Here is a 23,180-nt window from a genome sequence, read left to right as displayed (position 1 = left end):
CTAAAGCGCCTGCCTCACGCAACAGCGGCATTTTATGCCTTGTCTACGATGCCCTTGACGGCATCCTTGACTTTACCTTTGGCCTGCTGAGCGTCGCCTTTTGCTTCCTGCGCGGCGCCGCGGGCTTCCATGTCAGGATTGTCGGTTGCTTTGCCGATGGCCTGCTTGGCCTTGCCGGTCAGTTCGTTTGCCTTGCCTGCGATCTTATCAGAAACTGAACTCATAATAGTACCTCCTTGGTGTATTATGACATGCGAATCATCGAGAGACTGTCCGGTCTATCGCCGGCTAACGCCTCCGATCAGCTTCGGCATGCCGATACACCAAGAAAGGCTCTAGCTGGCTTTTCGTTCCATGTAGCCAAAACTTTTAAGCTTCATTTATTCTCATCCGTCCGCGTCATCGAGCTCTTAGCCAATGAATTCGAGTAAAAACTTATCAATGCCAGGAAGAAAATCGGCCATTGCATCTACTATACGATGCAATTCGGCGCAGTGACTGCGCCGAATGGAAGATATTAGATTTTGTTCATAGGCGCTGCTGTGAAACAGCTCGCTCTCATTCAAAATTCTTCCCAGCTGTCTGCTTTGGTCGCCGATCCGCCGCTGACTGCCTTTCGGGGCGCAGGCGAGGGTGCCGGGGCGCGGGCTTGTGCCATAGGCTCGGCTGCTGCCGCGCGCATCGTCTTGGCCGTCGCCCTCAAAGCAGATCCGGGGCCCACAGCGCCAGCGACCTGGAACCTTGCAACAAGGCTTCGCAAGGTGTCCGACTCGCTGCGCAGCGACATGCTGGCGGCGGTTGTTTCTTCTACCATCGCCGCATTTTGCTGGGTGACCTGGTCCATCTGATTGACGGCGATGTTGACTTCCTTCAGGCCGGACGCCTGCTCGCTTGCCGACGTCGAAATCTGACGGATTAATCCGTTGATTTGCATGACTTGCTGAGCAATTTTATCCAGTGACTTCCCGGCTTCACCAACCAATGTCACGCCATCTTGAACCTGAGTGGCCGAGGCGTTGATTAGAGCCTTGATCTCTTTGGCTGCATTAGCCGAACGCTGTGCAAGCTCACGCACTTCTTGCGCGACGACAGCAAAGCCCTTGCCGGCTTCGCCAGCGCGCGCCGCTTCCACGCCTGCATTCAGAGCAAGCAGGTTGGTCTGGAAGGCAATCTCGTCGATCACGCCAATAATTCTGGAAATTTCCTGTGAGGATTGCTCGATACCGTGCATGGAGGCCACCGCCTTTTGAACGACGCCGCCTGATTTTTCTGCATCCGACACCGCAATTGAAACGGCATTCGCCGCAGCGCCCGCATTCTCGGCGCTTGCATTCACCTGCTCGGTCAGTTCGTTCAGGGCCGCAGCGGTTTCTTCAAGGCTGGCTGCCTGGGTTTCCGTCCGCTTTGCAAGATCGGCGGCGCTTTCAGAGATCTCTCCCGTTCCAGCTGCGATATTGACGACGCTGCCATTCACGGACGCGATCGCTTGTTCGAGGCTTTCGACGGCGTTGTTGAAGTCCCGCTTGATCGCTGCATATTCGCCAGGGAAATCGTCAAGGATGCGATAAGTCAGGTTGCCCTGCGACAGCTGAGCCAAGCCTCCGCCGAGAGCGGAGACCACATGCTGCTGCACGACAGCCGATTGATTGCGTTCGGCTTCGCTTCGGCGCCGTTCGCCCTCGGCCGCATTGCGCTGTGCGTCGGCTTCGGCGGCAATCGAATGGCTGTCGGCTAGTCGGTGGCGGAAACCTTCCAGAGCTTTGGCCACCATGCCGATCTCGTCCTGACGTTCTTGGTTCGAGACATCATTGCCATAGTCACCCTTGGACATCCGCTCGACGTCGCCAACCAGACGATGCAGCGGACGCTGTGCCAAGCCGCGGACGGCGAGGAAAAGCGAGATCATCACCGCGCCCAGAACAATGACACCCCCCAGGATCATCATCTTTGTCTGCTCGGTGACCGGCGCACTGATCGCGGTGCTCGGGATATCGATGATCACGGCCCAGGTCGTATTGACGCCAGGAACGGCAAATGGATAGAGCAGACGGCTGAAGCCTTCGCCAGTGTCCGTCTTCAGGTTCTCCAGCAGAGCGCTCTTGCCTGTCGATAGAGCGGATTTGACGTCGTCAGCACCTTCAGCCTGATAAGGCTTCATGAGCTGGTCGTCTTTCGGCGCAACGAGCCATTGGCCGCCTTGTGCGACGAGAAGCACTCTTCCGGTTCCAAACGGCTTCAATGCCTTCAGCTTATCGGAGAGAGAACGAAGGGAGATGTCCACCCCGCTTACCCCGATCATCTTGCCTCCTGACATAACAGGATAAGCAATCGAGCTCATTGTTGTCGGGACATCGGTTCCCTCGGCAAGGTAGGGAGCCGTGATGGCGCCTTTGCCGCTTTTGGCAGCAAGCGCATACCATTCCGCGTCGTATTTGGCCGCGAATGTTGAGTATTGGATCGCACCGTTCCGGTCCTTCGACCAATAGGGTGTGAAGACTCCATCCGCATTCGCGCCGAGATTGGCCTGACCTTTGACTTCATCTTTTCGCCCGTCGATCGCGGCAGGCTCTTCGGCCATCCAGCTTCCGAATGCGAAAGGGTTCTGCTCGAGATTCGCTCTCAGAACATTGGTAATCCCTGCGCGGTCAAGCGACTTGCCTTCATGCGCACGACCAATGACACCCGCCATCGTGCGGGCTGCGCTAGCCAGTTCGCCGACGTCTCCGGCAATCTCGCGCGCAATAGCCTTAGCCTCCGCATTGGATTGCTCCATGGTCAGCGATTGGACCCGGTTGCGGGTTTGCGAGATGAGCACGAGGTTTGATAGAAACAGCACGAGCCCGATAGACAGGCCCGTTACAAGAAGCAGCTTAGCTGCGATCGAGCGAGAAAAGAAGGCAAACATCGACAAGCCTTGGGAAGGTAAGATCAGCACGCAAGGACATTCGTACTACGTCGTCATGGCGCAGCCAGGTGCAGCATGATGCACACCTCACAAGAACGAGTATCTTAGACATTTGAATATTATGTTAAGTAAAGATTGCTGGTTCGCGCGCGACCGGGCCCGTTTCCTAAGCGCCGGCCTCTCGGAACTGACCCTTCGTCGACGATCGTCAGGAGGCTGGGCGTCCTGACGTTCCCATGGTTAAACTGGCAAGTCTTGCTTTGTTGAGCCGTTGCCTTGAGCTCCAAGGCGCGCAACGACCTTGGCGGCGGGCTCGGGACGGCCGAAGGCATAGCCTTGCAGTACGTCTGCTCCTAGGGCGGTCAGCACATGGGCATGATCCAGTGTCTCTACGCCTTCTGCAACCACCTTCATGTTGAGAGCCTTGGCGATGTCAATGAGCGATCTTATCAGGCTACGCTGGGTCGGGTTTTCCAAGACGGGCAAAACGAGTTGGCGGTCGATCTTCACGCGGTCGGGGCGAAGCTCGAGAAGGCCCAGAAGCGATGCATGGCCTGATCCTAGATCATCGATTTCGATCTCGATGCCGCGACTTCTGATGCTGTTAATGTTTGCCCTGATCTGGTCGCTAAGCGTGTCAAGAAAGATGGTCTCGAGCAGTTCGAAGCTGAGCTGACCTTCCATGACGGGAACTGAATGAAGTGTGTCAGCAAGGTGCCGCGCTGCCAAACGCGATGCAGAAAGGTTGACCGAGATCCGGGGTACTTTGAGACCTATCAACGTCCAGCGCTGTATATCAAAGACAACACGTCTTAAAATCGCATCGTCGATCTCTTCTATCAGCCCGTTCGCCGACGCCAGCGGCAAGAAATCGCTTGGTAGGCGGATAGCCCCCGGGGTTTCCCACCGCGCGAGCGCCTCAAGCCCACAAATTGAGAAATCATCGGCGCGAACTTGTACCTGATAGTGAGGTACGATCTCGCCATGACCGATCGCGCGGCGCAGCTCTTTCAGCATAAGTTTTTCGCCATGAAGTCTGGCAGCCAATGCAGGCGTGAAGACCTCGTCCCTATTCCTGCTCTTATTCTTGGCCTCGTAGAGAGCAACGTCAGATGATGCTAAAAGGGAAGAAATCTTGTTTCCGTCGGCGCAAGCAATTCCGGTCGATATACCGATAGTATAAGCGTCACCGTTGATCATCATGGGTGTGGACAGTTTTTTTCGAACCTGCCGCATGATTTCTTGAGCCCGGTGCTCATCGCCATTGGGAATGAGAATAGCAAATTCGTCGCCACCAAGCCGTGCGGCGATCTCACCTCGCTTCAAGGCACTTGAGAGAATCGCGGCGACATTCTGGAGAACGATGTCGCCGCCCACGTGACCAAAGCGATCATTGACCTCCTTGAAGTGATCGACATCGATGTGACACAGCGCTGCGTGGCCTTTCGCTGCCCTCAACAGTGTTGAATAGACAGCATCGAATGCCCTTCGGTTCGGCAGACCGGTGAGATGATCTTCTTCCGCTGCTCGTTTTGCCTCTGCCCTGCTTCGCTCTGCCGTTTCACGCTCCTGAGCGAGCAACTCGTTTCGCTCGACGTCCTCCGTGATATCCCATTCCGCGCCGATGAAGCATTCTTCGCCCGCACCATCGACAAAGAACTTTGCGCGCGAGCGAATATGTCTGATCTCACCGCTCGACAGGACGATACGGAACTGTGCTGCATAATCGCTCTTGGTTGCAATCGCTCTCTCGAATATTTCGTTCGCGTTGTCGCGGTCGTCAGGATGAAGACTTTCCAACCACGCAATATCCAGTTGCGCTTTTCCTACGCCGTATAGCTCTCGCAGCCGCTCGTCCCAACGCGTCTGATTGCGTGCGATATTATGATGCCATAGGCCAATCCCGGAGGCATCCAGGGCGACTTCGAGCTGCAGTACAAGTTCATCGACCTGATTGTGAGCCCATTGCAGCTTGCTATCCATCTTCACTCCCCCCAACGGGAGATTATGCCGAGACTTGATTAGGAAAGGCTGAAAATACCGGCGTCACTGTATTACCTTCGAAAAGGCATCCGACCTCGTCAGGGTTTGCATCTGTGCCACTCAATCGACGCCACAGCCTGAGAAGACGATCCCAATGGCATGACTGGTTTTGCAGGGATCGCGCTGGTGGAGCGGGATATCTGCTGCGGCAGTGGTTCCCCATCATGATCAACTTGGCCTTCATCCCGCAGATTAACAGTTCATTAACCAAGAAAGTCCTTCGCGTCATGATTTTCGTGAGGTTTCGCGTTACCACCGTGGCTGGCAAGGAGTGAATGATGGGACAAAGTTATTCGGCGTATCTCAAGACGGCACTTACCGCCAAATCGGTGCGTCAGATTTATGCTATCGCAATTGCAATTTATGAAGATCCAAGCAGCTCCACCCAGCTTAAAAGCGCGAGCGCAAACTTGATCAAGAAAGTCGAGCAGATCATCGATCTGCCGATCGCGAGAGCTGCGTTTGTCGCCTCGATCTGGCGGGACTTCCGGCGTCTTCAATCCACGCTTCAGATAGAGGAAACAAGGTCAAACGCTGTTTCCGCCCGAAAATTAGAAAATTGCACTCACTATTTTCAATCCAATTAAACGCCGAAACACGCGAAGGCGTCCAGCCGGACGAATATGGTCTTGATGCTCGTGTTCAGGCATCGTCCGCTGGACTGCAGGCGTCGGCATAATTACGAAGAACGCGACTTATTGCTGTTCTCGCAAGAGCCTCGGCCGTGGGTGCGGTCCTGCCCTCCCGTACTTCTGGCCATGCCGCACCCAGGAACTGGCTTATAAGAGTTTCCGGAAGCGACTGGCTTCCGAGCCTAGCCATTAAGGACGCGACTGCGGCCTGGGCCTCGGACGTTGTCCAATAATATCGAACTCGGTCTGAATAGCTGTAGTGGCGTTGTAGTGCCTGTTCGGCTGCGGAACCAGGATAGTATTTGGCCCAATGGTCCGGTTGGCTAAGCATGAGCGCCTCCATCGTCGGCTTGAGGGAAAGCGGTTCGCCATCAAGTTCGGCGGCGATAGCGTCAAGGCCGTAGAGCGCCTCGCGCACCGCGAAGGTCAGCCCTGGGCCGACCTTCAGGATCGAGAAGCCGTCGCGGACCAACGCGCGAAGACCTGCTGGCGTTTGATAATCCGTCGAATGAGCCTCGAACACGAAACCAGGAAGCTCGTCAAGGCTCGCCGACAGGTCGCTGGCACTCTCGGGCTTGTAGGAAACCACGTTCTGATTGCCGAATTCAACGCCGGGCTGCACCACCAGCCCAACAGCGCGCTCGAAGGCCTTTTCTAGCCCCTTGGCAGCGAAGGCGCGCCGGTGAACATCAACCGTGGCCTTGGCCGATAGCGGGGACGTGATCTCAAGATGTTCGACTTCCTCAAGAGCGCCACCTGGAACCGGAACCTCGGTTCCAATCACATAGACCGGCTCTTTTATTGCTTCGGTCTCGGCAATGGCGGCGAGCCGGGCGGCGCGGCTTGCGGTCGCTTCGTCGTTGAGCGCTAACGGCTCGTTAGCGCAGCCCATGGAACAATCCAGATGAATTTTCTCAAAGCCGGCTGCCGCATAGGCTGCAACCATTACCTCTGCTTTTTTGAGCGCTTTTTCTGCCGAAAGATGCTTCCACGGATTTGGTCCGAGATGATCGCCTCCGAGGATCAGGCGGCGGGTATCATAGCCAATCTCGGCGGCAATTCCCTCAACAAAGATGCGGAAGGTGTGCGGCGTCATCCCCGTATAGCCGCCATCCTGATTGACCTGGTTGCAGGTCGCTTCGATCAGGACGTCTCTGTCCAACTCCTTTCCAAGCATGAGGGCTGCGCGAATGACCTGCGGATGTGCCGAGCACACAGAGGTGATTCCCATATGTCTGCCGGCCCGGTGAAGATTGGGGAGGGAGCGAAGCAAATTTGTCGGCATGGTTCACCTCCTAGGGCAGCGTGGCGGAAAAATCTGAAAACGATCAATAACGATCATAAACATGATTGACAATGATCCAATTATGGGAAAATCTTTGCCTGCATTGAACGCATTGATAGTTGGAGCCCTCCCTTTTCGCCATGAAACCAGACCGTGCTCAAGCCATCCGACAATTCCTGTTTTCGAACGGTTCCTCTGCGATTGCAGCGATCGCGCAGGCCGTTGGCGCGTCTATTCCGACGCTAAGGCGCGATCTTGCCGAGCTCGAGGAAATGGGTGTCGTCGTGCGAACCCACGGCGGCGCGCGACTGGCTGATCAGTTTGAGGTCGAAGTGGCTTTCGAACAGCGCGAAGCCGCAGCAATTCTTGCTAAGCGTGCTATTGGTGATCTCGCTTATGAGATGCTGCAGCCGGGAAGCTCGATCTTTCTCGACTCTGGTACGACCGTCCTCCAGCTCGCCCGCCGCATCCGCGTCAACCCTTTGCCGCTCAACGTCTTCACGAATTGCCTGCCCGCAGCGCAGATGCTGATCGATGTGGAAGGGGTGAAGGTGACCCTCCTCGGCGGTCAATTGCGCAAGGAAAATTCCTCTGTCGTCGGCCCCCTCGCTGAGGAGATGTTGGAGAGGCTCTGGTTTCGCCAGTTGTTCCTCGGTGCCGGCGCGATCGCCGAAGATGGGGCGATGAGTTCTGTCGACGAAAACGAGGCACGGCTCAACTCGGTCATGATCGCGCGTGCGGAGCAACGCATCCTGCTCGCTGACGCCAGCAAATTCGGTCAGCGTCTCACATATCGGGTCGCCTCAATCACCGATGTTCAGACGTTGATAACGGATGAGGGCTTGTCACCCGAATGGGCTGAACGCATTGCCGGGTTCGGGCTGCGTCTGCGTCGTGCCGAAATTCCGCAGGCGGCCGCTGCATGAGCCTGATCTTCGGCCTGGATTCAGGGGGCAGCAAGACGATCGCCGCGGTGGCCGATCTCGATGGTCGAGTCCTTGACTTCTGGCATGGTCCTGGCCTTGATCCAATGGCCGGCGAAGGCTGGATTGAAGAGCTTGGGAGGGTCGTCTCTGCTTTCGGCGACGGCCAAATATTTGCAGCTGCAGTGCTCGGGCTGTCTTGTCATGGCGAGATTGACGATATTTCAGCTCTTCAACAGAGCGTTGCGAGGTCTCATTTCGCGATCCCGCATCTCGTTCTGAACGATGTCGAGGTCGCCTGTGACGGTGCCTTCGCCGGTAGCGATGGCATACTGCTGCTTGCAGGAACGGGCAGCATGGCATGGGCAAAGCGGGGCGGTCTCAGCTCCAGGTATGGCGGGTGGGGCGAGGTCTTTGGCGATGAGGGGTCCGCCTTCTGGATCGGGCGCGAAGCACTTTCGCTGGCCACTCGCGTGTTGGATGGACGGCTAATCGATCTATCGGGCGAGGGTAGGGTGTTTGCTGACAGCATGCTGGAAGCCTGCGGTGTGTCGGCGGACGGCCTGATGGATTGGGCCTTTCATCGACCAGATCACCGCGCTGCCCATGCCGCGCTCGCCAGAACCGTTTCTGCACTGAGCAATCAAGGTAACGGACCGGCGAAAGGGCTTCTGAAGGCCGCAGCCGAACGGCTCGTGGAGCATGTCACGGCGGCCCGTCACGCGCTCGCCGATCCAAATCTTGCCTGGTCCTACGCGGGCGGCGTGTTTCGATCCTCTCTCATCTTGGCTGAGGCAGCGCGGCTTGCCGGCGCTCCTCTTAAGCCCAAGCTCCCACCGATTGGCGGTGCTCTATGGCGGGCAGCCGTGCATTCCGGACAACCTCTTACCGATCATTTTCTGAAGACGCTTGCCACACATCTCGAAGACCATTCACCGCAACAGGAGATAAAATAACATGAAACGTCGTATACTGTTGTCTGCCGCCGCAGTGCTGGGACTGGGCGCGGCCATTCTTCCATTCTCCGCATTTGCAGCCGAGCCACTGTCGGTTCTGCTGCCGCCCTGGGTCACGCTGCCCAAGGAAATGACCGATAAGTTCACCGCAAAAACCAAAGGCACGCTCGACGTGCAGACACTTGGCTGGGACGAAATCCGAACCAAGATCGTCACGTCGATGATGGCAAATACGGCGCCTGCTTCAGCGACGGAAATGGACTGGTCCTGGGTTGGCCAATTCGGTAGTGCTAACTGGTATGACGATCTCTCGGGCGTTTTGAGCGACGACCTCAAGAAGGATCTGCCGACGACATCGATCTTTACATTTGATGGCAAGCTGATCGGCGTGCCCTACAACAACGATTTTCGTATTCTCATCTACAACAAGGCGCATTTGGCAAAGGCCGGTATTTCTGCCGCCCCGAAGACACCAGACGAACTTCTGGCTGATGCAAAGGCCGTGAAGGAAAAGGCCGGCGTTCAGTATCCGATCGGTCTGCCGCTTTCGGCAACGGAGGGTTCGGCGACCGCCTGGTATCTGCTCACGAAAGCCTTTGGCGGCGATCTTTTCGACAAGGATATGAAGCCGCTGTTCACCGAAAAGGATAGCGGTGGCTACAAGGCGATGGCTTTCGAAGTGCAGGCGCTGAAAGACGGCTTGATCGATCCGGCATCTACATCGCTCAAGGATGTTGAAATCCAGGAACTCTTCAAGTCTGGCAAGATCACGTTCGACGTTGCCGGTTGGGCGGGCAACCTAGCCGTCTATTCCGACGCCACGAAGTCACAGGTGGCCGCAGATGCCGCTGCCGCCTTGATCCCCAACGTAAGTGGAAAATCCCGCACCATCGGCTTGCCCGGTGCACTCGGCGTTCCCGTCTCCGCCAAGGACAAGGAAGCGGCGCATGCATTTATCAACTGGATGCTCGATACAGAGACCATGGAGGACAATTACCTGAAGCTCGGCAATCTGCCGACGCGCTTGTCGGTTCTTCAAAAGCTGAACAAGGATGGCAAGCTTCAGCAGGGCGATATGCTGATCGCCCAGGCTGGCTTGGTTGAGCCGCTCTTTCCGTCAGGAACGCCCGGCTGGTATCCAGAATTTTCGGCAGCCGTTGCGACGAATTTAAATGCTGCGGCAAAGGGTCAGGTCTCGATCGACGATGCGCTAAAGGCAATTGCCGAGGCTGCGAAAGAGGCTCAACAGTAATGGCGCAAAGCTTCCAAAAGAAGCGCGCTTTCCTGAACAGGGAGGCGCGGCTCGGCCTCGGCCTCTCTCTTCCTATCATTTTGATCATGGGCGCCCTGGTAATCCTGCCCTTGATCTTCACCGTGATCGAGAGCTTCTATCGGGTCGAACCGATGAAGCCGGGTATGCCCTTTGTGGGCCTGCGCAACTATGCCAACCTGATGGTTGACGACAATGTACTGACAAGCTGGATGAACACCTTCATCTATGTTGTCATAGCCGTAGCCATCGAAACTCTTGGCGGTCTTGGTGCAGCGCTCGTGCTCAACAAGGCGAGGGTCGGACGCCGCTGGCTGCTCGCCGCCGTCATCCTACCCTGGTGCCTGCCACCTGTTGTGAACGCCATCATCTGGCTCTGGATTTACAATCCAAGCTACGGTCTACTGAATGGACTATTGAAGGCTGTCGGTCTGATTGCCGAGAATCACGTCTGGTTCAACGATCGAATGACGGGCCTCTTCCTGGTCGCCGTGGTTCATGCCTGGCGCATGCTGCCGCTGACGGCGATCATTCTTCTCGCGTCACTGCAGTCCATTCCGACCAATCTCTACGAAGCCGCTCGTTTGGACGGCGCATCGTCGTGGAAGCAATTCAAGATGATTACCCTGCCGTTGATTTCGAGCGGCCTTGCGATTGCCCTCAGCCAGTCTACCGTTTTTGCGTTCAACCTCTTCGATGAGGCCTGGATCCTTAACGGCAGTTCCATCGGCACGCGCAGCGTCATGGTGCAGGTCTATATGTCCGCCTTCCAGAACATGAAATTTTCGCTCGGTATGGCTCTGTCGATTTTGGCAATGATCGCGTCACTGATGGTGTCCGCCATCTATGTTTTGCGGGTCTATAAAGAGACGAGGTTCGATTGATGCGCCGCGTCGGATTCTATGTCGCGGCGACGGTGTTGCTGCTTTGGTCGCTTGGCCCCGTTTATTGGGCGCTTGCCACCTCGCTCACGCCGCCCAATGCGCTCGTCAGTGATCATCTGAGGCTTTGGCCGGAAAGCGTGACGTTCGAGCATTACGCCAAACTTTTCGGTGCCACCTCGACAAGCCAGGGGAATGAGGTTCAATCTGTTTGGCCGCAATTTTCGCGCGCCTTCCTCAACAGTGTCGTCACCTCGCTGGTAGCAACGCTCGCGACGGTGATCATCGCTGCATTTGGCGCTTGGGCTTTCGTAAGGCTGCGGTTTCCGGGCCGAGACTTCTTCTTTGTTCTCATCGTCGCAACGCTAGGTGTGCCAGCCTACACCGTCATGATCCCGCTTTACCGCATCATGATTGCCGCAGGCCTCGTTGATACCTACCTCGGGATCACGCTCATTTATGTTTCGGCCTTCTTGCCCCTGGCGCTATGGCTGATGCGGAGCGTCTACCAGTCGATGCCGCTATCACTCGAAGAAGCAGCTTGGCTCGATGGCGCCTCCAAGCTTTATACCTTGGTCAGGATCGTACTGCCGTTGGCCGGTCCGGGCCTCATGGCGACGGCTCTTCTCACGTTCCTCTCGGCCTGGGGCCAGTTCATGGTTCCGTTGGTCTTTTCGCCGACGCTCAGCACTAAGCCGCTGACCGTTCTCATCCCGGAATTCGTCACCCGCAATTATGTGGACTATGGCCTGATGAACGCTGCTGGCGTCATCGCCATCGTTCCTCCCGTGCTGTTGGTGATCTTCCTCAACCGGTTCCTCGTCCAGGGCCTGATGGCCGGCGCGAGCAAGTAAAGGATATTATCCCATGAACCTTACCGAAAAAGTCATCCGCGAACAGTTTCCCTTCTGGGATAAGGCCTTAGCGCAGCCGCTCCCAGAGGTGGAGGGAAAAACCATAATCGTAACAGGGTGCGGAACATCCTTTTATCTTGCGCAGACGGTCGCAGCTGCTTTCAACCACAATGGCCGGAATGCGATTGCGGTACCGGGCGCCGAATGGGCGCGCCGGATGGAAGATTATCTTGCTGATCGAAGCGATGTGACCGTGATCGGGCTCTCCCGCTCCGGCACGACGACCGAAACTATTCAGGCCATGGACGCTTCCCGCAAGGCCGGCCTACGAACCATCGCGATTTCCTGCGAAGCAGATACGCCAATTCTAAGGGCTGCAGATGTCGCGGTCTATTTGCCGACGCATAAGGAAGAAGGCATCGTCATGACGGTGTCGGCATCGTTGATGTTGATTGCCGGTCTTCGCATGGCGGGCACTGTGCTTGGATCCGTTGACGAGGCAAAGGCGGCGCTCGCAGCGGCGGAAGGATGCGTGCCATTGATCCGGGGCAGGACTCATTACGTCTATCTTGGAGGCGGCGCCCTTTACGGTATGGCGACCGAGGGCTGCCTGAAGCTTCAGGAGATGTCGATTACCTATAGCCAAGCGTTCCACCCTCTCGAATACCGCCATGGGCCTATCAGCCTGATTGATGACAAATCCGTAGTGGTCATTCTCTATTCGCAAGACACGGTGCAGGAAGAGGCATTGGTCGCGGAGGATGTCCGTAAAAAGGGTGCAAAAGTCATCGGTCTCGGCGGGCCAGGCGACCTTGAAATCTCTCTGTCGCAGACCGGTGCCGCACGCGCGCTGGAAGTGCTTCCCGCCTTGCAGATCATCGGCGAGCGCGTCGCAAACCAGAAAGGCGTCGATACGGCCGCCCCCCGCCATTTAAGCAAGGTTGTCATTCTCGGCTGAATTTTCGTTTCAACCTCGCCGGGCCTGACTGTTGGCCCGGCAAAACTCATATCGCAGGCCGGTGTCAGCATGGCGGCCGGCTGCCAATCCGCAAGAGGGCGTCATGGCACAAGTATCCCTGAACATGGTCGAAAAAGCCTATGGCACGGCCAAGGTCATGCACGGCGTCAGCTTTGACGTGGCGGATGGCGAGTTCGTGGCGCTGGTCGGACCGTCGGGCTGCGGAAAATCGACCTTACTCCGTATGGTGGCAGGTCTGGAGGAGATCAGCGAGGGAACCATCTCCATCGGTCGCAGGATCGTCAACGATGTCGAACCGAAGGACCGGGACCTTGCCATGGTATTCCAGAACTATGCGCTCTATCCGCATATGACGGTGCGCGACAACATGGCCTTTTCGATGAAGCTGCGCAACGCTCCCCAGTCAGAAACGGTTGCGCGGGTGAATGAGGCTGCCAGGATACTTGGCCTCAGCGAATATCTCGATCGCTTGCCAAAGCACCTGTCTGGCGGTCAGCGCCAGCGCGTTGCGATGGGGCGCGCGATCGTCCGCCAGCCGGCGGTTTTCCTGTTCGACGAGCCGCTCTCAAATCTTGATGCAGCGCTTCGCGTACAGATGCGCGCCGAAATTCGTGCACTTCACGATCGCCTTGGCTCAACCTCCATATTCGTCACACACGACCAAGTCGAAGCGATGACGATGGCGGACCGGATTGTCGTCTTGCGGGCCGGCAGGCTGGAACAGGCAGGCGCACCACTCGATCTCTACGATCGGCCTGCCAATGCTTTTGTCGCAGGTTTCATCGGCTCTCCGGCGATGAACCTCCTTACCGGCGAGGCTCGGGCGGGAAGAGTGCGAATTGGCAAATCGCTGGAGGTTGCTACCGCACCTCACATCTCCGGCCCTGTTCTTTGGGGCATTCGTCCGGAGCATTTGGATCTCGTATCCGAAGTATCGCCCGGCGTCATGTCCATGCGGGTAACCGCGGTTGAAAGCACTGGCCACGCCACATTCGTGATCGGCGACGCGAACGGCCTTCAGGTCACCGCGCTGTTCACAGACCGGCCCCATATTGTCCGCGGACAAACCATTTGCCTCAGAGCAAAAGCCGATAAGACCCATCTCTTCAGCGCGACTACAGGTGCCCGCATTGATGATTAGAAAGAGGTCATGCGGTTTTGCTAGACCGCGACCAGATGATCAGGGCCGACAGTACGATATTCACGAACCGGTGCGGCAAAGTTCGGCGGGCGGATAGGGCTCTTCAGTTCCTCAACGGCGGCCGTGAGCCTTTCGCGTCGACGGTCGGGGTCTGGCACGGGTACTGCGGACAATAACCGGCGTGTATAGGCGTGCTGAGGATTGCCGAATACTTCGGCTCTTGGACCGATCTCAACAATTTCGCCCAGATACATTACCGCGACACGGTGACTGACACGCTCCACCACAGCCATGTCGTGGCTGATGAAGAGAAAGGCCAGATCAAGACTTTGCTGCAGGTCGAGCAGAAGGTTAATGACCTGCGCCTTGATGGAAACGTCGAGAGCCGACACGCTTTCATCGGCGACGATCATCTTAGGTTTTAGGGCCAGGGCGCGGGCGATACAAATTCGCTGACGCTGGCCGCCGGAGAATTCGTGCGGGTACCGGCGCGCCATGTCAGGCGATAGCCCGACACGGATCAGCATATCGGCGACCATCGCCGCAGCCTCTTTCGAGGTTCCAAGGCGGTGCTCAAGAAAGGGCTCGGCAATCGCTTCGCCGACTCGAAGGCGTGGATTTAGCGAAGCGAACGGATCCTGAAAGATCATTTGCACAGTGCGGCGCATCGCCCTCAGCTCGGCCTTTCCAAGTCCGAGAACTTCGCGACCCTCCACCTTGACCGAGCCGCCGTCCGGCTCGATCAGGCGCATGATGGCGCGCCCCGTCGTCGACTTGCCACACCCGGATTCGCCGACGAGGGAAAGCGTTTCACCCCTGCGCAAATCAAAAGAAACATTTTCGACCGCATGGACCCTGCCGGTCAGCCGCCCGAGTGGCCCCGAAAAAATCTCGAACCGTTTCGTCAGGCCCGCAACTTCCAGAACAGGTCGTTCCGCCTGGACGGTTGTGGGTGTCTCGACAGGAGCCTTGGCCTCTCCCGTTGCCATATCCACGACAGGGAAGCGCAGGGGTTGACTGTAGCTTTGCATGGACCCCAGGACGGGAACGGCGGACAAAAGAGCACGGGTATAAGGATGTCGTCCCCGATGGAAGATATCGGCTGTGGCGCCAGTCTCAACCGCTTCGCCGCGATACATCACGACGGTGCGGTCAGATATCTCGGCAACGACGCCCATATCATGGGTGATGAACAGGACAGAGGTTTTCTCTTCTTCCTGCAGCATTTTGATAAGATCAAGGATTTGGCCCTGTATCGTTACGTCGAGTGCCGTCGTCGGTTCGTCGGCAATCAAGAGTTTGGGGCGTGAGGCAAGCGCCATGGCAATCATCACGCGCTGACGCATGCCGCCTGAAAAGCGGTGTGGATATTCGTCGAACCGCGCCGATGCCGAGGGGATTCGAACCTTCTCCAGAAGCCGGATCGTCTCGAGCCTGGCCTCGCGTTGCGACATTGGCCTATGGCAGCGCATGGCTTCCGAAATCTGGTCGCCGATCGTGAAAAGGGGATTGAGGCTCGTCATCGGATCCTGGAAGATCATCGCGATTTCGTTGCCGCGCACCTCGCGCATCTCGTTCTCGGACAGCGAAAGAAGGTTTCGTCCGCTGAGCAGGATCTCACCCTCGATGCGGCTGAATTCCGGCTGCAGGAGCCGCATGATCGACAGCGAGGTGACGCTTTTCCCCGATCCGCTTTCCCCTACGATCGCAACCGTCTCGCTCTGGCCCACCGAAAAGGAGAGATTGCGCACCACCGGCACCAAAGTCTTTCCATTGCGGAAGGACGTGGTCAGCGAGCGAACCGATAGAACCGGATCGCGCTCCACTTGTTCCAGTTTGCCCGTCTCGTTCATACCGTCCGTTCCTCTTTATCTAAACTCAGTCCGGCCAGCGCAGTGCGCCGTCGAAGCGGTGCCGGCTCAGATCTTCGAAGGGAGTTGCGATAATTTCGTTGGAGGCGCGCGCCTTGTCGAGTTCCTCTATCAGCCGCTCCGCAACGATACGTTCCTGACCTGGATGCAGGTTGCAGGGATCGAGGTAGAAATAATGATGTTCGACTTCATGATCGCGCACGATAATCGGTGGAGCACCGTTCCGTAGCCGCGCAGCCAGATCCCAGGCTGTAATGTGGGCTTCGGCAGGATGAATAATGACCCGCATGCGATCCAATGGATTGTTCGTTGGGTCAGGCTCGATCAGGGCCGTCACGCCTGGCCGCCCGTCCAGCGCCTTATGCCACAGCTCAAGATAGGACGTCTCCCGCTCTCGTACGGCGGCATGATCGCGCTTTTCCCAGGCCTCAAGAGCGGCCATCACGCCGTAAATACTTTCCTTGCCGACCTTCATTCCGCGTCCGATCCCCATGTTTTGGAGAAAGGCGTTGCGGACGAGGTCCTTGCGACCGGCGACGATCCCTGAGGTCGGCCCGCCGAGGAACTTGTGGCCGGAGTAAAGCACGATGTCTGCACCTTGAGACAGGAACAGTCGCAGATCATATTCGGACGCCGCGTCGACAATGACCGGCACACCCTTGGCATGGGCAATCTCGACAAATTCCTTCAGGTTGAGAAGGCCGTAATCCACAACATGGTGTGAAACGACATAGACGGCAGCGGCCGTCCGGTCCGTGATCGCATTTTCCATATGGTATCGATGGGTCGAGGTCGCCTGACCAACCACAACGACCTTGCCGCCTGCCAGACGGATCCCCTGATCCACCGGTGCGCCGTAGCTGACGATATGACCCATCTGAAGAACGACCTCATTGCGGGTCGAGGCGGTTTCCGGCAGCCGCTCAATGGCCAGAAGATCGGGTCCCGTGATGCAGCCGGCGACGGCCAGGCTGATGCCGGAGGAGCAAGAGGCGGTGACAAAACCAGCCTCGCCACCCGTCAGGCGTGCGATAACAGCACTTGCCTTGCGCTGCAGGTCATTGATCTCGACAAATTGCGGCAGGATATCTGCCATCGCCGTGACAGCTTCCGGCACGACGATGGACGCGCCGAGGCTCGTCATCGTGCCGGAAACGTTAATTACAGGCCTTAGCCCGAGCCGGATGCGTAGGTCTTCAGTCATCGTCGGTCTCCACAAAGCTGGACGGCAAGCCATGAACTAGATCGACAGCTATGCCATAATAATATAATAACGACCCCGATAGGCACGAGGAGCATTGGTTTGAGTGCAGAACGATCATCGGCAGCCCGCTTGGCGCAGGCAACGCTGGCGGAGGACAATGCGTTGCCTGCCGCGCGTCGCTCGCGTGTCAGCGGCATGGACCGCGCCCTGCAGATCCTTGATTACCTTTACGAACTCGGCTCTCCGGCAGGCGCCTATGCCATTGCTAAAGCGGTGAAAGCTCCGCTCTCCACTGTTTATGTCACCGTCGACGATCTCGTGGAAAAGAACATGCTGACGCGCACGGCTGACGGCGCGATCTGGCTTGGCCCGCGGCTCTATCATTATGGTCTCGCCTATGCTCGCTCGCTCGACTTCATGAGTGTTGCGACCCACGAAATGCACGACCTCTGCCGTCAAGCGGGTGAAACGGTACAGGTGTGCGGCCGTGACGGCGACCACATGCTGGTGCTGGCGATGGCTGATGGACCGAGCCATTATCAGGTTGCCTCGCGGGTAGGCACGCGTGTTCCATTGAACTGGACGGCATCGGGCCGCCTGTTGGTCGGCCATTTGCCGGCGGAGGAGCGTCTTGAACTTTTTGCGCGCTGTGCCCGCACTTCTCCAACCGGCCGTGCGGTTGTTGATCCACGGGAACTGTCTGACGCTGCTGGCAAGGCATTTTCCGAGCGTCTTTCGATTCAGGTGGCTGAATCCGATTACGCCGTCGCCTGCATCGCTTCCCCGATCTGCAATCGCGACGGTGCTTGCGTTGCCACGATATCGATCGTTCTTCCCGAGCAGAAGGTCATGTCCGATGAAGGGCGATACAGCGAACAGGTTCGTGCCAGCGCGGCGCGGATCGAAGCTCTGATGGGATGGCGCGATCGCTAAGGCCATTGTCAATCCTTCAATGAGACGATTGCCTCGATCTCGACGGTGATATTGCCGGGGAGTGAGCCGAAACCGACGGCCGAGCGCGCATGACGGCCGCCCTCTCCGAAGACCTCGATGAAAAGATCGGAACAGCCGTTGATGACTTGAGGATGATCCTCGAAATTCGGCACCGCATTGACCATTCCGAAGAGTTTCAGCACGCGTTTCACGCGCGAAAGGTCCCCCAGCGCTTCATGCATCACGGCAAGCAGATTGATGCCGACGAGCCGTGCGTGCTGATAAGCAGCCTCGATATCTACGGTGTCGCCAACTTTGCCGGCATGCAGCGTCCCGTCGGCCTCGCGCGGGCCTTGTCCGGATAGGTATAGAATATCGCCCTCGCGCACATGGGTCACGAAATTGGCGACGGGAGGCGGTGCCGCAGGAAGTTCGATGCCGAGCGTCGCGAGGCGCTCATAAGCTGAACTTTCTCCGGCGCTAGTTGCAGTTAAGGTCGTCAAGGTCGTCTCCTGTGAGGGCGATTAGGCGTATTATCAACGCCAGGAATAGCCGTGGCTGTGGCGAACAAGCTTGCGCGCACGAGGCACATAGCGGCTGGCTGTGATGGCCTCCGTGCCAATCACCGCATAGCGCGGCTCGAACAGGCGCTTGAGTATCGATACGTCGCCATTGGAGTCTGTTGCCTCAAGCTCGCCGTCCACAAGGTCGAAGAGCGTGAAGTCGGCGCGCGTACCGACGTTCAACCGGTCGCGTGTATCCAGCCGGATAACTGAGGCGGGCGCGTGCGTCACGGCATCGATCACCTTTTCGAAGGGCATGCCGACCGACAGCAGCTTGGACATGGTCGTGGCAAGGTCCCAGACCGGGAAATTCATGGAGTGATCGTGCAGGTCTGTGGAAATGGAGAAGGGCAGCAAACCGCGTGCGATGGCTGCTTCTGCCACCTTGAATGAGAAGGAAGCGCCGCCGTGGCCGATATCAAGTCGGATACCGTTTGCAGCACATCGTTCCGCCAATGCGAAAAGATCCTCATCCTCCAGAATACTTGATCCCGCCTTGCCGTTGAAGCAATGCGTGACCACGTCACCCGGACCTAGGATTTCCAGCACCTCGTCATAAAGGGCAGGTGGTTCACCCACGTGCACCATCATCGGCAACTTGAGGATCTTGGCGATTTTCTTGCCGAGCTTGACGGGGGTAACACCCCAGGAGCCGGTGATCACATGGCTGGCACGCACTTTGAGCCCGACGATGTGCTCACTGTTATCGGCGTAGCACTGCAGGATGCGGTCGAGATCGATGTCCTTGATGTCGCGCAGCTCCGGCACGCGGTTGCACGCGACGAGGCCAATCGATCCCAGGTTCAGGAATGCTTTGATGCGCTCGCGTGATGGCTCAATGATATATTGGCGAAAGCCATGGAAATTTGCCTCGCCGGCCGAACCCGCATCGACAAGCGTCGTGACACCGCGTTCGGCGCCGCAGTCTGACGGCCTGAGCGAGATATCCGTGCCGCCGTGCCAGATATGGACGTGAAGATCGACCCAGCCAGGCGAGATCCAGGAACCGCCGCCATCGATACGGCGCGCTCCTTCCGGCACTGGCAGCGATGGGCCTGTCGCTGCCACTCGTCCCTCGGCATCGATAAGTATGTCGATTTGGCCGGTGGCAGTGGCGTCTCCGAAGGCAATGGGCTTGACATTGGCGATGACCAAAGGTGTTCCGGCGGTTTGCGCATCCATTTAAAGGTCCTTTCGAAGTCGCGGATCGAGCATGTCCCTCAGGCCGTCGCCGACCATCTGCAGGGAAAGCACGGAGAGAATGATGGCCAGCCCCGGGAAGTAGGTCATCCAGTCAGCCTGGCCGATATATTGCCGGCCGCTGGCGATCATCGTGCCCCAAGTCGGAATATCGGGGCTGACACCGAGGCCCAGGAAGGAAAGTCCCGCTTCTGCCAACATGGCGCTCGCAAAGAGAAAGGTCGCCTGCACCAGGATTGGCGAAAGCAGATTACGCAGCACGTGCCTGACCATGATGTGGAACGTCGAGATGCCGAGTGCCTGCGCTGCCTCCACATAGGGAAGCTCGCGGATGACGAGCGTCGACGCCCGCACAATCCGGGCAAGACGCGGCGAATAGACGATCGACAGTGCTGCGATGACGGTGGCAAGCGAAGGACCGAGCGCGGCGACCAACGCAATAGCCAGCAGGATATCGGGAAACGCCATCATCGCATCGATCAATCGAGCGATCGGTGCATCGAGATGACGGAAGAAGCCGGCGAGCAAGCCCAGGCTGACGCCGATCAGTGCCGAAATCACCACGACGGATGCCCCGATAGTCAAAGAAAGCCGCCCGGCAAAGATCGTGCGGGATAGAACGTCGCGGCCGAATTCGTCGGTGCCGAACCAGTGGGTCCAGCTTGGTGGCTTGAGCCGGTTTACGATTGATAGCTTGGATGGCGAATAAGGCGCGATCAGCGGTGCCAAAAGAGCAACAAGTGCGAATACCACGAGAATTGTCAGTCCAATCGCAACCGTCTTGCGCGACAAAAGACCCATCAGCATTCGGCGGCCGGCATTATCGCCTGTCGGGGGCGTCAATGTGGTGTCGGTCATTAGTAGCGCACCCTTGGATCAACGAGGATGTAGAGCATGTCGATGGCGAAATTGATGAGGACATAAAGTCCGGCCACCACCAGAAGTGTTCCCTGAATCACTGGATAGTCCCGCCGCAGCACAGCGGAAACGACAAGGCTACCGACGCCTGGAAGGCCGAAGACGGTTTCGGTAACGACCGCGCCCGACACCAGCACTGCCGCGGTGAGACCGAGGACCGTTAGGATCGGAATCAGAGCGTTCTTGAGAGCATGCTTCAAGACCACCCGCCGCTCGCTCAGGCCCTTGGCTCGAGCCGTCCGGACGTAATCATCTCCGAGAACGTCGAGCATGGAGGCGCGCGTGAACCGCAGGATCAGCGCGGATGAAACGAGCCCGAGCGCAAGTGCCGGCAAGGTCAGATGATACATGCGCTCGAAGAAGCTGGAGCCCGGGCCACCGTAGCCTGAAACGGGGAAGATCTGCAGCCGCACTGCGAAGATCTGCATCAGGATCAGGCCCAACCAGAAGCTGGGGATGCTGGCGGCTAGCATCGCGAGCGTCGTTGCGGCCTGATCGATAAAGGAGCCGCGCCGATGGGCGGCATAGATACCGATCGGCAGCGCGATCAAACTCGCGATGACGAGCGAAAACAGGGTCAGAAAGAAGGTCGGCTCTGCCCGTTCGATCAGTGCGCTGGTCACGGGGATGTTGAGGAAAATCGACTGTCCCAGATCACCCTTCAGGAGCTGACCAAGATAGAACACATATTGTATCAGGATCGGCTGGTCGAGCCCGAGACGCGTGCGCAGCGCCGCCACATCTGCCGCTGTCGCATCTGGCCCAAGCATCACCGCCGCCGGATCGCCGGGCGTGATGCGAAGGATGACAAAGACGATGGTGACGACCAGAAACATCACCAGCACCATGCCGAACAGGCGGTTGAGGATATAGCGTATCATAGGGAGCTCGCCGTGGCCGGGGGCAGGCGGCACTGGGCCGCCGACCGGTCGAAGTTGCTGTCATTGCTTCTTGATAGAAGCGTTCCAGAAGTAGGGCCACGGAGCAGGGTCCACGCCATCAAGCGTTTTCGATTTGGCGGCGACGGCGTTGAAGTCGCCGATCTTGATCAGCGGTAGCTCGTCGTAGATTGACTTTTGAACGTTGGCCCATAGTTCAACGCGTTTCTTCGGATCGCTTTCAGCTGTGAAGGCATCAACCGCGGCCTTGCGTGCCGGCGTGTCCCACCAGCCGGGAGAACTGGTCGACAAGGCTCCGATCAAGGCCGGCTCTGGCAGGAAGGGGCTGTGCGTGATGTAGATGTCCCAGAGCTTTGGATCCGTACGCCTTTGCGTCAGCGTTGCCCAGTCCACCACCTGAAGATCCACGTTGAGGCCGGCGAGCTTCAGATACTCTGCCGCGACCTGTGCCATCTTGTAGTGGAATTCATATTGGCGGCTTGTCAGGATCCGCAGTGGCTCGCCCTTGTAGCCTGCCGCCTTCAACTCTTCAGCAGCCTCTTCAGGATTGGCGAGATTGTAGTTGCCCTCAACACCTGCTTCGGTATGCCAGCTGTAGCTTTTGGGATAGTAAGCACCGTCAAGCGCGTAAAAATCCTTGCTTCCGAAGGCGGCGGCCAGCATGTCCTCCATGCTCAGTGCCTTTGTAATAGTCTTCCGCACCGTCAAGTTGGATGCGATCCCCTCTTTGGTATTGAAGACAAAGACCGGATAACCGAAGGGTTTGAGCATCATTGCATCTGAGGCGCTCGACGCCTTGATGCGATCATAGCTCTCTACCGGGATCGAATCGACATATTGATATTGACCGGAAACGGCAGCTTCCACGCGGGTATTCGCATCGGGCACGGGCACGAAACGGATTTCGTCGAGATACTGATGCCGAGCGCCACCATAGCCATCGCTCTCGCCGCTGCGCGATTTATAGCCGTCAAAACGCGTGAGCTGAATATACTGGTCGGCCTTGCGTTCTTTCAGCATGTAAGGGCCCGTGCCGATGAACTCCTTCATCGGTTCATCCTGCTTTTCGGACGGGATGATGATGGCGGCGGAGTTGTTGAAGGCAAGCAAAGACAGCAAAGGCGCATAGGGCTGCTTTAGCGTGATCTTCACGCCGTCCGCGCCATTCTCCGCAATTTTGTCAATAAAAGCGGATGCCTGCTTGCCACGTGTGGCCACTTTCATCCAGCGATTGAGAGAGGCAACAACGTCCTTCGACGTCATGTCGCTGCCGTCATGAAACTTGATGCCGGTCCGAAGCTTGATATCGTAGGTCTTGCCGTCCGCGCTGATCGTCGGCAGATCCTGCGCAAGGAGTGGAGTTACGTTCCAAGTCTTATCGAAGGTGTAGAGCGTCTCGAAGATATGCTGAGTGACAATGCCGACGAGATCGGCAGTCGAAACCATGGGGTCCAGCGTCGGCGGCTCGCCAATAGTCGCAACGTTGATGACCCCGCCTTTTTCCTGTGCAGGAGCTGCGCCGGCAATCGCTATGATTGCGGTGGTGACCAGGAAAGCCAATTTCATTCGCATTAAGACACTCCCACGTTCTCGTTGTTCCATTATTATGTTATTTAGATTTTTATAAGAGAATAGCGGTGTGGGTGCGTCTGTCAATACGGAAGGACAAACTTCCGCGGGAAACTGCGCGCTGGCGAAGATTGCCCTTTTGGACAAACTGACG

Annotated in this window: 20 protein-coding genes; 9 read left to right on the top strand and 11 right to left on the bottom strand. The window is 57.5% G+C overall.

Going from position 1 to position 23,180, the window contains the following annotated elements:
• Positions 1 to 32 precede the first annotated feature (32 nt).
• The 3 genes from VQ830_RS12025 to VQ830_RS12015 form a co-directional block, all read right to left on the bottom strand.
• Positions 33 to 224, bottom strand: a complete 192-nt coding sequence (locus VQ830_RS12025; RefSeq protein ID WP_337268337.1) for a CsbD family protein — start codon at positions 222 to 224, stop codon at positions 33 to 35.
• A gap of 338 nt (positions 225 to 562) precedes the next feature.
• Positions 563 to 2,905, bottom strand: coding sequence for a methyl-accepting chemotaxis protein (locus tag VQ830_RS12020; RefSeq protein ID WP_337268397.1), 2,343 nt, complete (start codon positions 2,903 to 2,905; stop codon positions 563 to 565).
• Positions 2,906 to 3,145: 240 nt separating this feature from the next.
• Positions 3,146 to 4,888 (bottom strand): putative bifunctional diguanylate cyclase/phosphodiesterase, encoded by a 1,743-nt coding sequence (locus VQ830_RS12015; RefSeq protein WP_337268336.1) that lies wholly within the window; start codon positions 4,886 to 4,888, stop codon positions 3,146 to 3,148.
• 338 nt (positions 4,889 to 5,226) lie between these two features.
• Here VQ830_RS12015 and VQ830_RS12010 point away from each other — a divergent pair, with 338 nt between their 5' ends.
• A complete protein-coding gene (locus VQ830_RS12010; protein ID WP_337268335.1) occupies positions 5,227 to 5,535 on the top strand; it encodes a hypothetical protein in 309 nt (102 codons plus the stop codon).
• A 55-nt stretch (positions 5,536 to 5,590) separates the two neighbouring features.
• Here VQ830_RS12010 and VQ830_RS12005 read toward each other — a convergent pair whose 3' ends face one another.
• Positions 5,591 to 6,865, bottom strand: a complete 1,275-nt coding sequence (locus VQ830_RS12005; RefSeq protein WP_337268334.1) for a D-tagatose-bisphosphate aldolase, class II, non-catalytic subunit — start codon at positions 6,863 to 6,865, stop codon at positions 5,591 to 5,593.
• A gap of 140 nt (positions 6,866 to 7,005) precedes the next feature.
• Between VQ830_RS12005 and VQ830_RS12000 the strand changes: the two genes are divergently transcribed.
• The 7 genes from VQ830_RS12000 (at position 7,006) to VQ830_RS11970 (ending at position 13,869) form a co-directional block, all read left to right on the top strand.
• Positions 7,006 to 7,791: a DeoR/GlpR family DNA-binding transcription regulator gene (locus tag VQ830_RS12000; RefSeq protein WP_337268333.1), complete on the top strand. Its 786-nt coding sequence runs from the start codon at positions 7,006 to 7,008 to the stop codon at positions 7,789 to 7,791.
• Positions 7,788 to 8,744, top strand: a complete 957-nt coding sequence (locus tag VQ830_RS11995) for an N-acetylglucosamine kinase (RefSeq protein ID WP_337268332.1) — start codon at positions 7,788 to 7,790, stop codon at positions 8,742 to 8,744. The genes VQ830_RS12000 and VQ830_RS11995 overlap by 4 nt, the downstream gene beginning before the upstream one ends.
• A 1-nt stretch (position 8,745) precedes the next feature.
• Complete coding sequence (locus VQ830_RS11990) at positions 8,746 to 9,996, top strand: extracellular solute-binding protein (protein WP_337268331.1); 1,251 nt, start codon at positions 8,746 to 8,748, stop codon at positions 9,994 to 9,996.
• Positions 9,996 to 10,898, top strand: a complete 903-nt coding sequence (locus VQ830_RS11985; protein ID WP_337268330.1) for a carbohydrate ABC transporter permease — start codon at positions 9,996 to 9,998, stop codon at positions 10,896 to 10,898. Before VQ830_RS11990 ends, VQ830_RS11985 begins: the two co-directional genes overlap by 1 nt.
• Positions 10,898 to 11,749, top strand: a complete 852-nt coding sequence (locus VQ830_RS11980) for a carbohydrate ABC transporter permease (RefSeq protein WP_337268329.1) — start codon at positions 10,898 to 10,900, stop codon at positions 11,747 to 11,749. The genes VQ830_RS11985 and VQ830_RS11980 overlap by 1 nt, the downstream gene beginning before the upstream one ends.
• A 13-nt stretch (positions 11,750 to 11,762) precedes the next feature.
• A complete protein-coding gene (locus tag VQ830_RS11975) occupies positions 11,763 to 12,707 on the top strand; it encodes an SIS domain-containing protein (RefSeq protein WP_337268328.1) in 945 nt (314 codons plus the stop codon).
• A gap of 103 nt (positions 12,708 to 12,810) precedes the next feature.
• Entirely contained in the window at positions 12,811 to 13,869 is a 1,059-nt protein-coding gene (locus VQ830_RS11970; RefSeq protein ID WP_337268327.1) for an ABC transporter ATP-binding protein, read from the top strand.
• A gap of 20 nt (positions 13,870 to 13,889) precedes the next feature.
• On the opposite strand, the gene VQ830_RS11965 is transcribed toward VQ830_RS11970, so the two are convergent.
• Positions 13,890 to 15,722 carry an ABC transporter ATP-binding protein gene (locus tag VQ830_RS11965; RefSeq protein ID WP_337268326.1) on the bottom strand — a complete coding sequence of 611 codons (1,833 nt, stop codon included), beginning with the start codon at positions 15,720 to 15,722 and terminating at the stop codon, positions 13,890 to 13,892.
• A gap of 25 nt (positions 15,723 to 15,747) precedes the next feature.
• Positions 15,748 to 16,944 carry an aminotransferase class V-fold PLP-dependent enzyme gene (locus VQ830_RS11960; protein WP_337268325.1) on the bottom strand — a complete coding sequence of 399 codons (1,197 nt, stop codon included), beginning with the start codon at positions 16,942 to 16,944 and terminating at the stop codon, positions 15,748 to 15,750.
• A 195-nt stretch (positions 16,945 to 17,139) separates the two neighbouring features.
• Here VQ830_RS11960 and VQ830_RS11955 point away from each other — a divergent pair, with 195 nt between their 5' ends.
• Positions 17,140 to 17,877 carry an IclR family transcriptional regulator gene (locus VQ830_RS11955; protein WP_337268396.1) on the top strand — a complete coding sequence of 246 codons (738 nt, stop codon included), beginning with the start codon at positions 17,140 to 17,142 and terminating at the stop codon, positions 17,875 to 17,877.
• Between the two features lie 8 nt (positions 17,878 to 17,885).
• Here the strand turns inward: VQ830_RS11955 and VQ830_RS11950 are convergent, their stop codons facing one another.
• The 5 genes from VQ830_RS11950 to VQ830_RS11930 are packed head-to-tail and all read right to left on the bottom strand — an operon-like array spanning position 17,886 to position 23,029.
• Positions 17,886 to 18,380, bottom strand: a complete 495-nt coding sequence (locus VQ830_RS11950) for a RidA family protein (RefSeq protein ID WP_337268324.1) — start codon at positions 18,378 to 18,380, stop codon at positions 17,886 to 17,888.
• Between the two features lie 33 nt (positions 18,381 to 18,413).
• Positions 18,414 to 19,622 (bottom strand): amidohydrolase/deacetylase family metallohydrolase, encoded by a 1,209-nt coding sequence (locus VQ830_RS11945; RefSeq protein ID WP_337268323.1) that lies wholly within the window; start codon positions 19,620 to 19,622, stop codon positions 18,414 to 18,416.
• Positions 19,623 to 20,447, bottom strand: a complete 825-nt coding sequence (locus VQ830_RS11940) for an ABC transporter permease (RefSeq protein ID WP_337268395.1) — start codon at positions 20,445 to 20,447, stop codon at positions 19,623 to 19,625.
• Between the two features lie 50 nt (positions 20,448 to 20,497).
• The gene (locus VQ830_RS11935; protein WP_337268322.1) at positions 20,498 to 21,439 is read right to left on the bottom strand and encodes an ABC transporter permease; all 942 of its coding nucleotides are present in this window, start codon (positions 21,437 to 21,439) and stop codon (positions 20,498 to 20,500) included.
• A gap of 60 nt (positions 21,440 to 21,499) precedes the next feature.
• The gene (locus tag VQ830_RS11930) at positions 21,500 to 23,029 is read right to left on the bottom strand and encodes an ABC transporter substrate-binding protein (RefSeq protein ID WP_337268321.1); all 1,530 of its coding nucleotides are present in this window, start codon (positions 23,027 to 23,029) and stop codon (positions 21,500 to 21,502) included.
• Positions 23,030 to 23,180: the final 151 nt, after the last annotated feature.

The organism is Oryzifoliimicrobium ureilyticum (assembly GCF_037199735.1).
Classification (GTDB): domain Bacteria; phylum Pseudomonadota; class Alphaproteobacteria; order Rhizobiales; family Rhizobiaceae; genus Rhizobium; species Rhizobium ureilyticus.
Note: the sequence above shows the minus strand (reverse complement) of the source record. Positions and strands in the feature narration are given on the sequence as shown.

Bases quoted from the DNA above. Each gene is read 5' to 3' on its own strand.
- VQ830_RS12025 (WP_337268337.1), bottom strand. From the start codon at position 224: ATGAGTTCAGTTTCTGATAAGATCGCAGGCAAGGCAAACGAACTGACC.
- VQ830_RS12020 (WP_337268397.1), bottom strand. From the start codon at position 2,905: ATGTTTGCCTTCTTTTCTCGCTCGATCGCAGCTAAGCTGCTTCTTGTA.
- VQ830_RS12015 (WP_337268336.1), bottom strand. From the start codon at position 4,888: ATGGATAGCAAGCTGCAATGGGCTCACAATCAGGTCGATGAACTTGTA.
- VQ830_RS12010 (WP_337268335.1), top strand. From the start codon at position 5,227: ATGGGACAAAGTTATTCGGCGTATCTCAAGACGGCACTTACCGCCAAA.
- VQ830_RS12005 (WP_337268334.1), bottom strand. From the start codon at position 6,865: ATGCCGACAAATTTGCTTCGCTCCCTCCCCAATCTTCACCGGGCCGGC.
- VQ830_RS12000 (WP_337268333.1), top strand. From the start codon at position 7,006: ATGAAACCAGACCGTGCTCAAGCCATCCGACAATTCCTGTTTTCGAAC.
- VQ830_RS11995 (WP_337268332.1), top strand. From the start codon at position 7,788: ATGAGCCTGATCTTCGGCCTGGATTCAGGGGGCAGCAAGACGATCGCC.
- VQ830_RS11990 (WP_337268331.1), top strand. From the start codon at position 8,746: ATGAAACGTCGTATACTGTTGTCTGCCGCCGCAGTGCTGGGACTGGGC.
- VQ830_RS11985 (WP_337268330.1), top strand. From the start codon at position 9,996: ATGGCGCAAAGCTTCCAAAAGAAGCGCGCTTTCCTGAACAGGGAGGCG.
- VQ830_RS11980 (WP_337268329.1), top strand. From the start codon at position 10,898: ATGCGCCGCGTCGGATTCTATGTCGCGGCGACGGTGTTGCTGCTTTGG.
- VQ830_RS11975 (WP_337268328.1), top strand. From the start codon at position 11,763: ATGAACCTTACCGAAAAAGTCATCCGCGAACAGTTTCCCTTCTGGGAT.
- VQ830_RS11970 (WP_337268327.1), top strand. From the start codon at position 12,811: ATGGCACAAGTATCCCTGAACATGGTCGAAAAAGCCTATGGCACGGCC.
- VQ830_RS11965 (WP_337268326.1), bottom strand. From the start codon at position 15,722: ATGAACGAGACGGGCAAACTGGAACAAGTGGAGCGCGATCCGGTTCTA.
- VQ830_RS11960 (WP_337268325.1), bottom strand. From the start codon at position 16,944: ATGACTGAAGACCTACGCATCCGGCTCGGGCTAAGGCCTGTAATTAAC.
- VQ830_RS11955 (WP_337268396.1), top strand. From the start codon at position 17,140: ATGGACCGCGCCCTGCAGATCCTTGATTACCTTTACGAACTCGGCTCT.
- VQ830_RS11945 (WP_337268323.1), bottom strand. From the start codon at position 19,622: ATGGATGCGCAAACCGCCGGAACACCTTTGGTCATCGCCAATGTCAAG.
- VQ830_RS11940 (WP_337268395.1), bottom strand. From the start codon at position 20,447: ATGCTGATGGGTCTTTTGTCGCGCAAGACGGTTGCGATTGGACTGACA.
- VQ830_RS11935 (WP_337268322.1), bottom strand. From the start codon at position 21,439: ATGATACGCTATATCCTCAACCGCCTGTTCGGCATGGTGCTGGTGATG.
- VQ830_RS11930 (WP_337268321.1), bottom strand. From the start codon at position 23,029: ATGCGAATGAAATTGGCTTTCCTGGTCACCACCGCAATCATAGCGATT.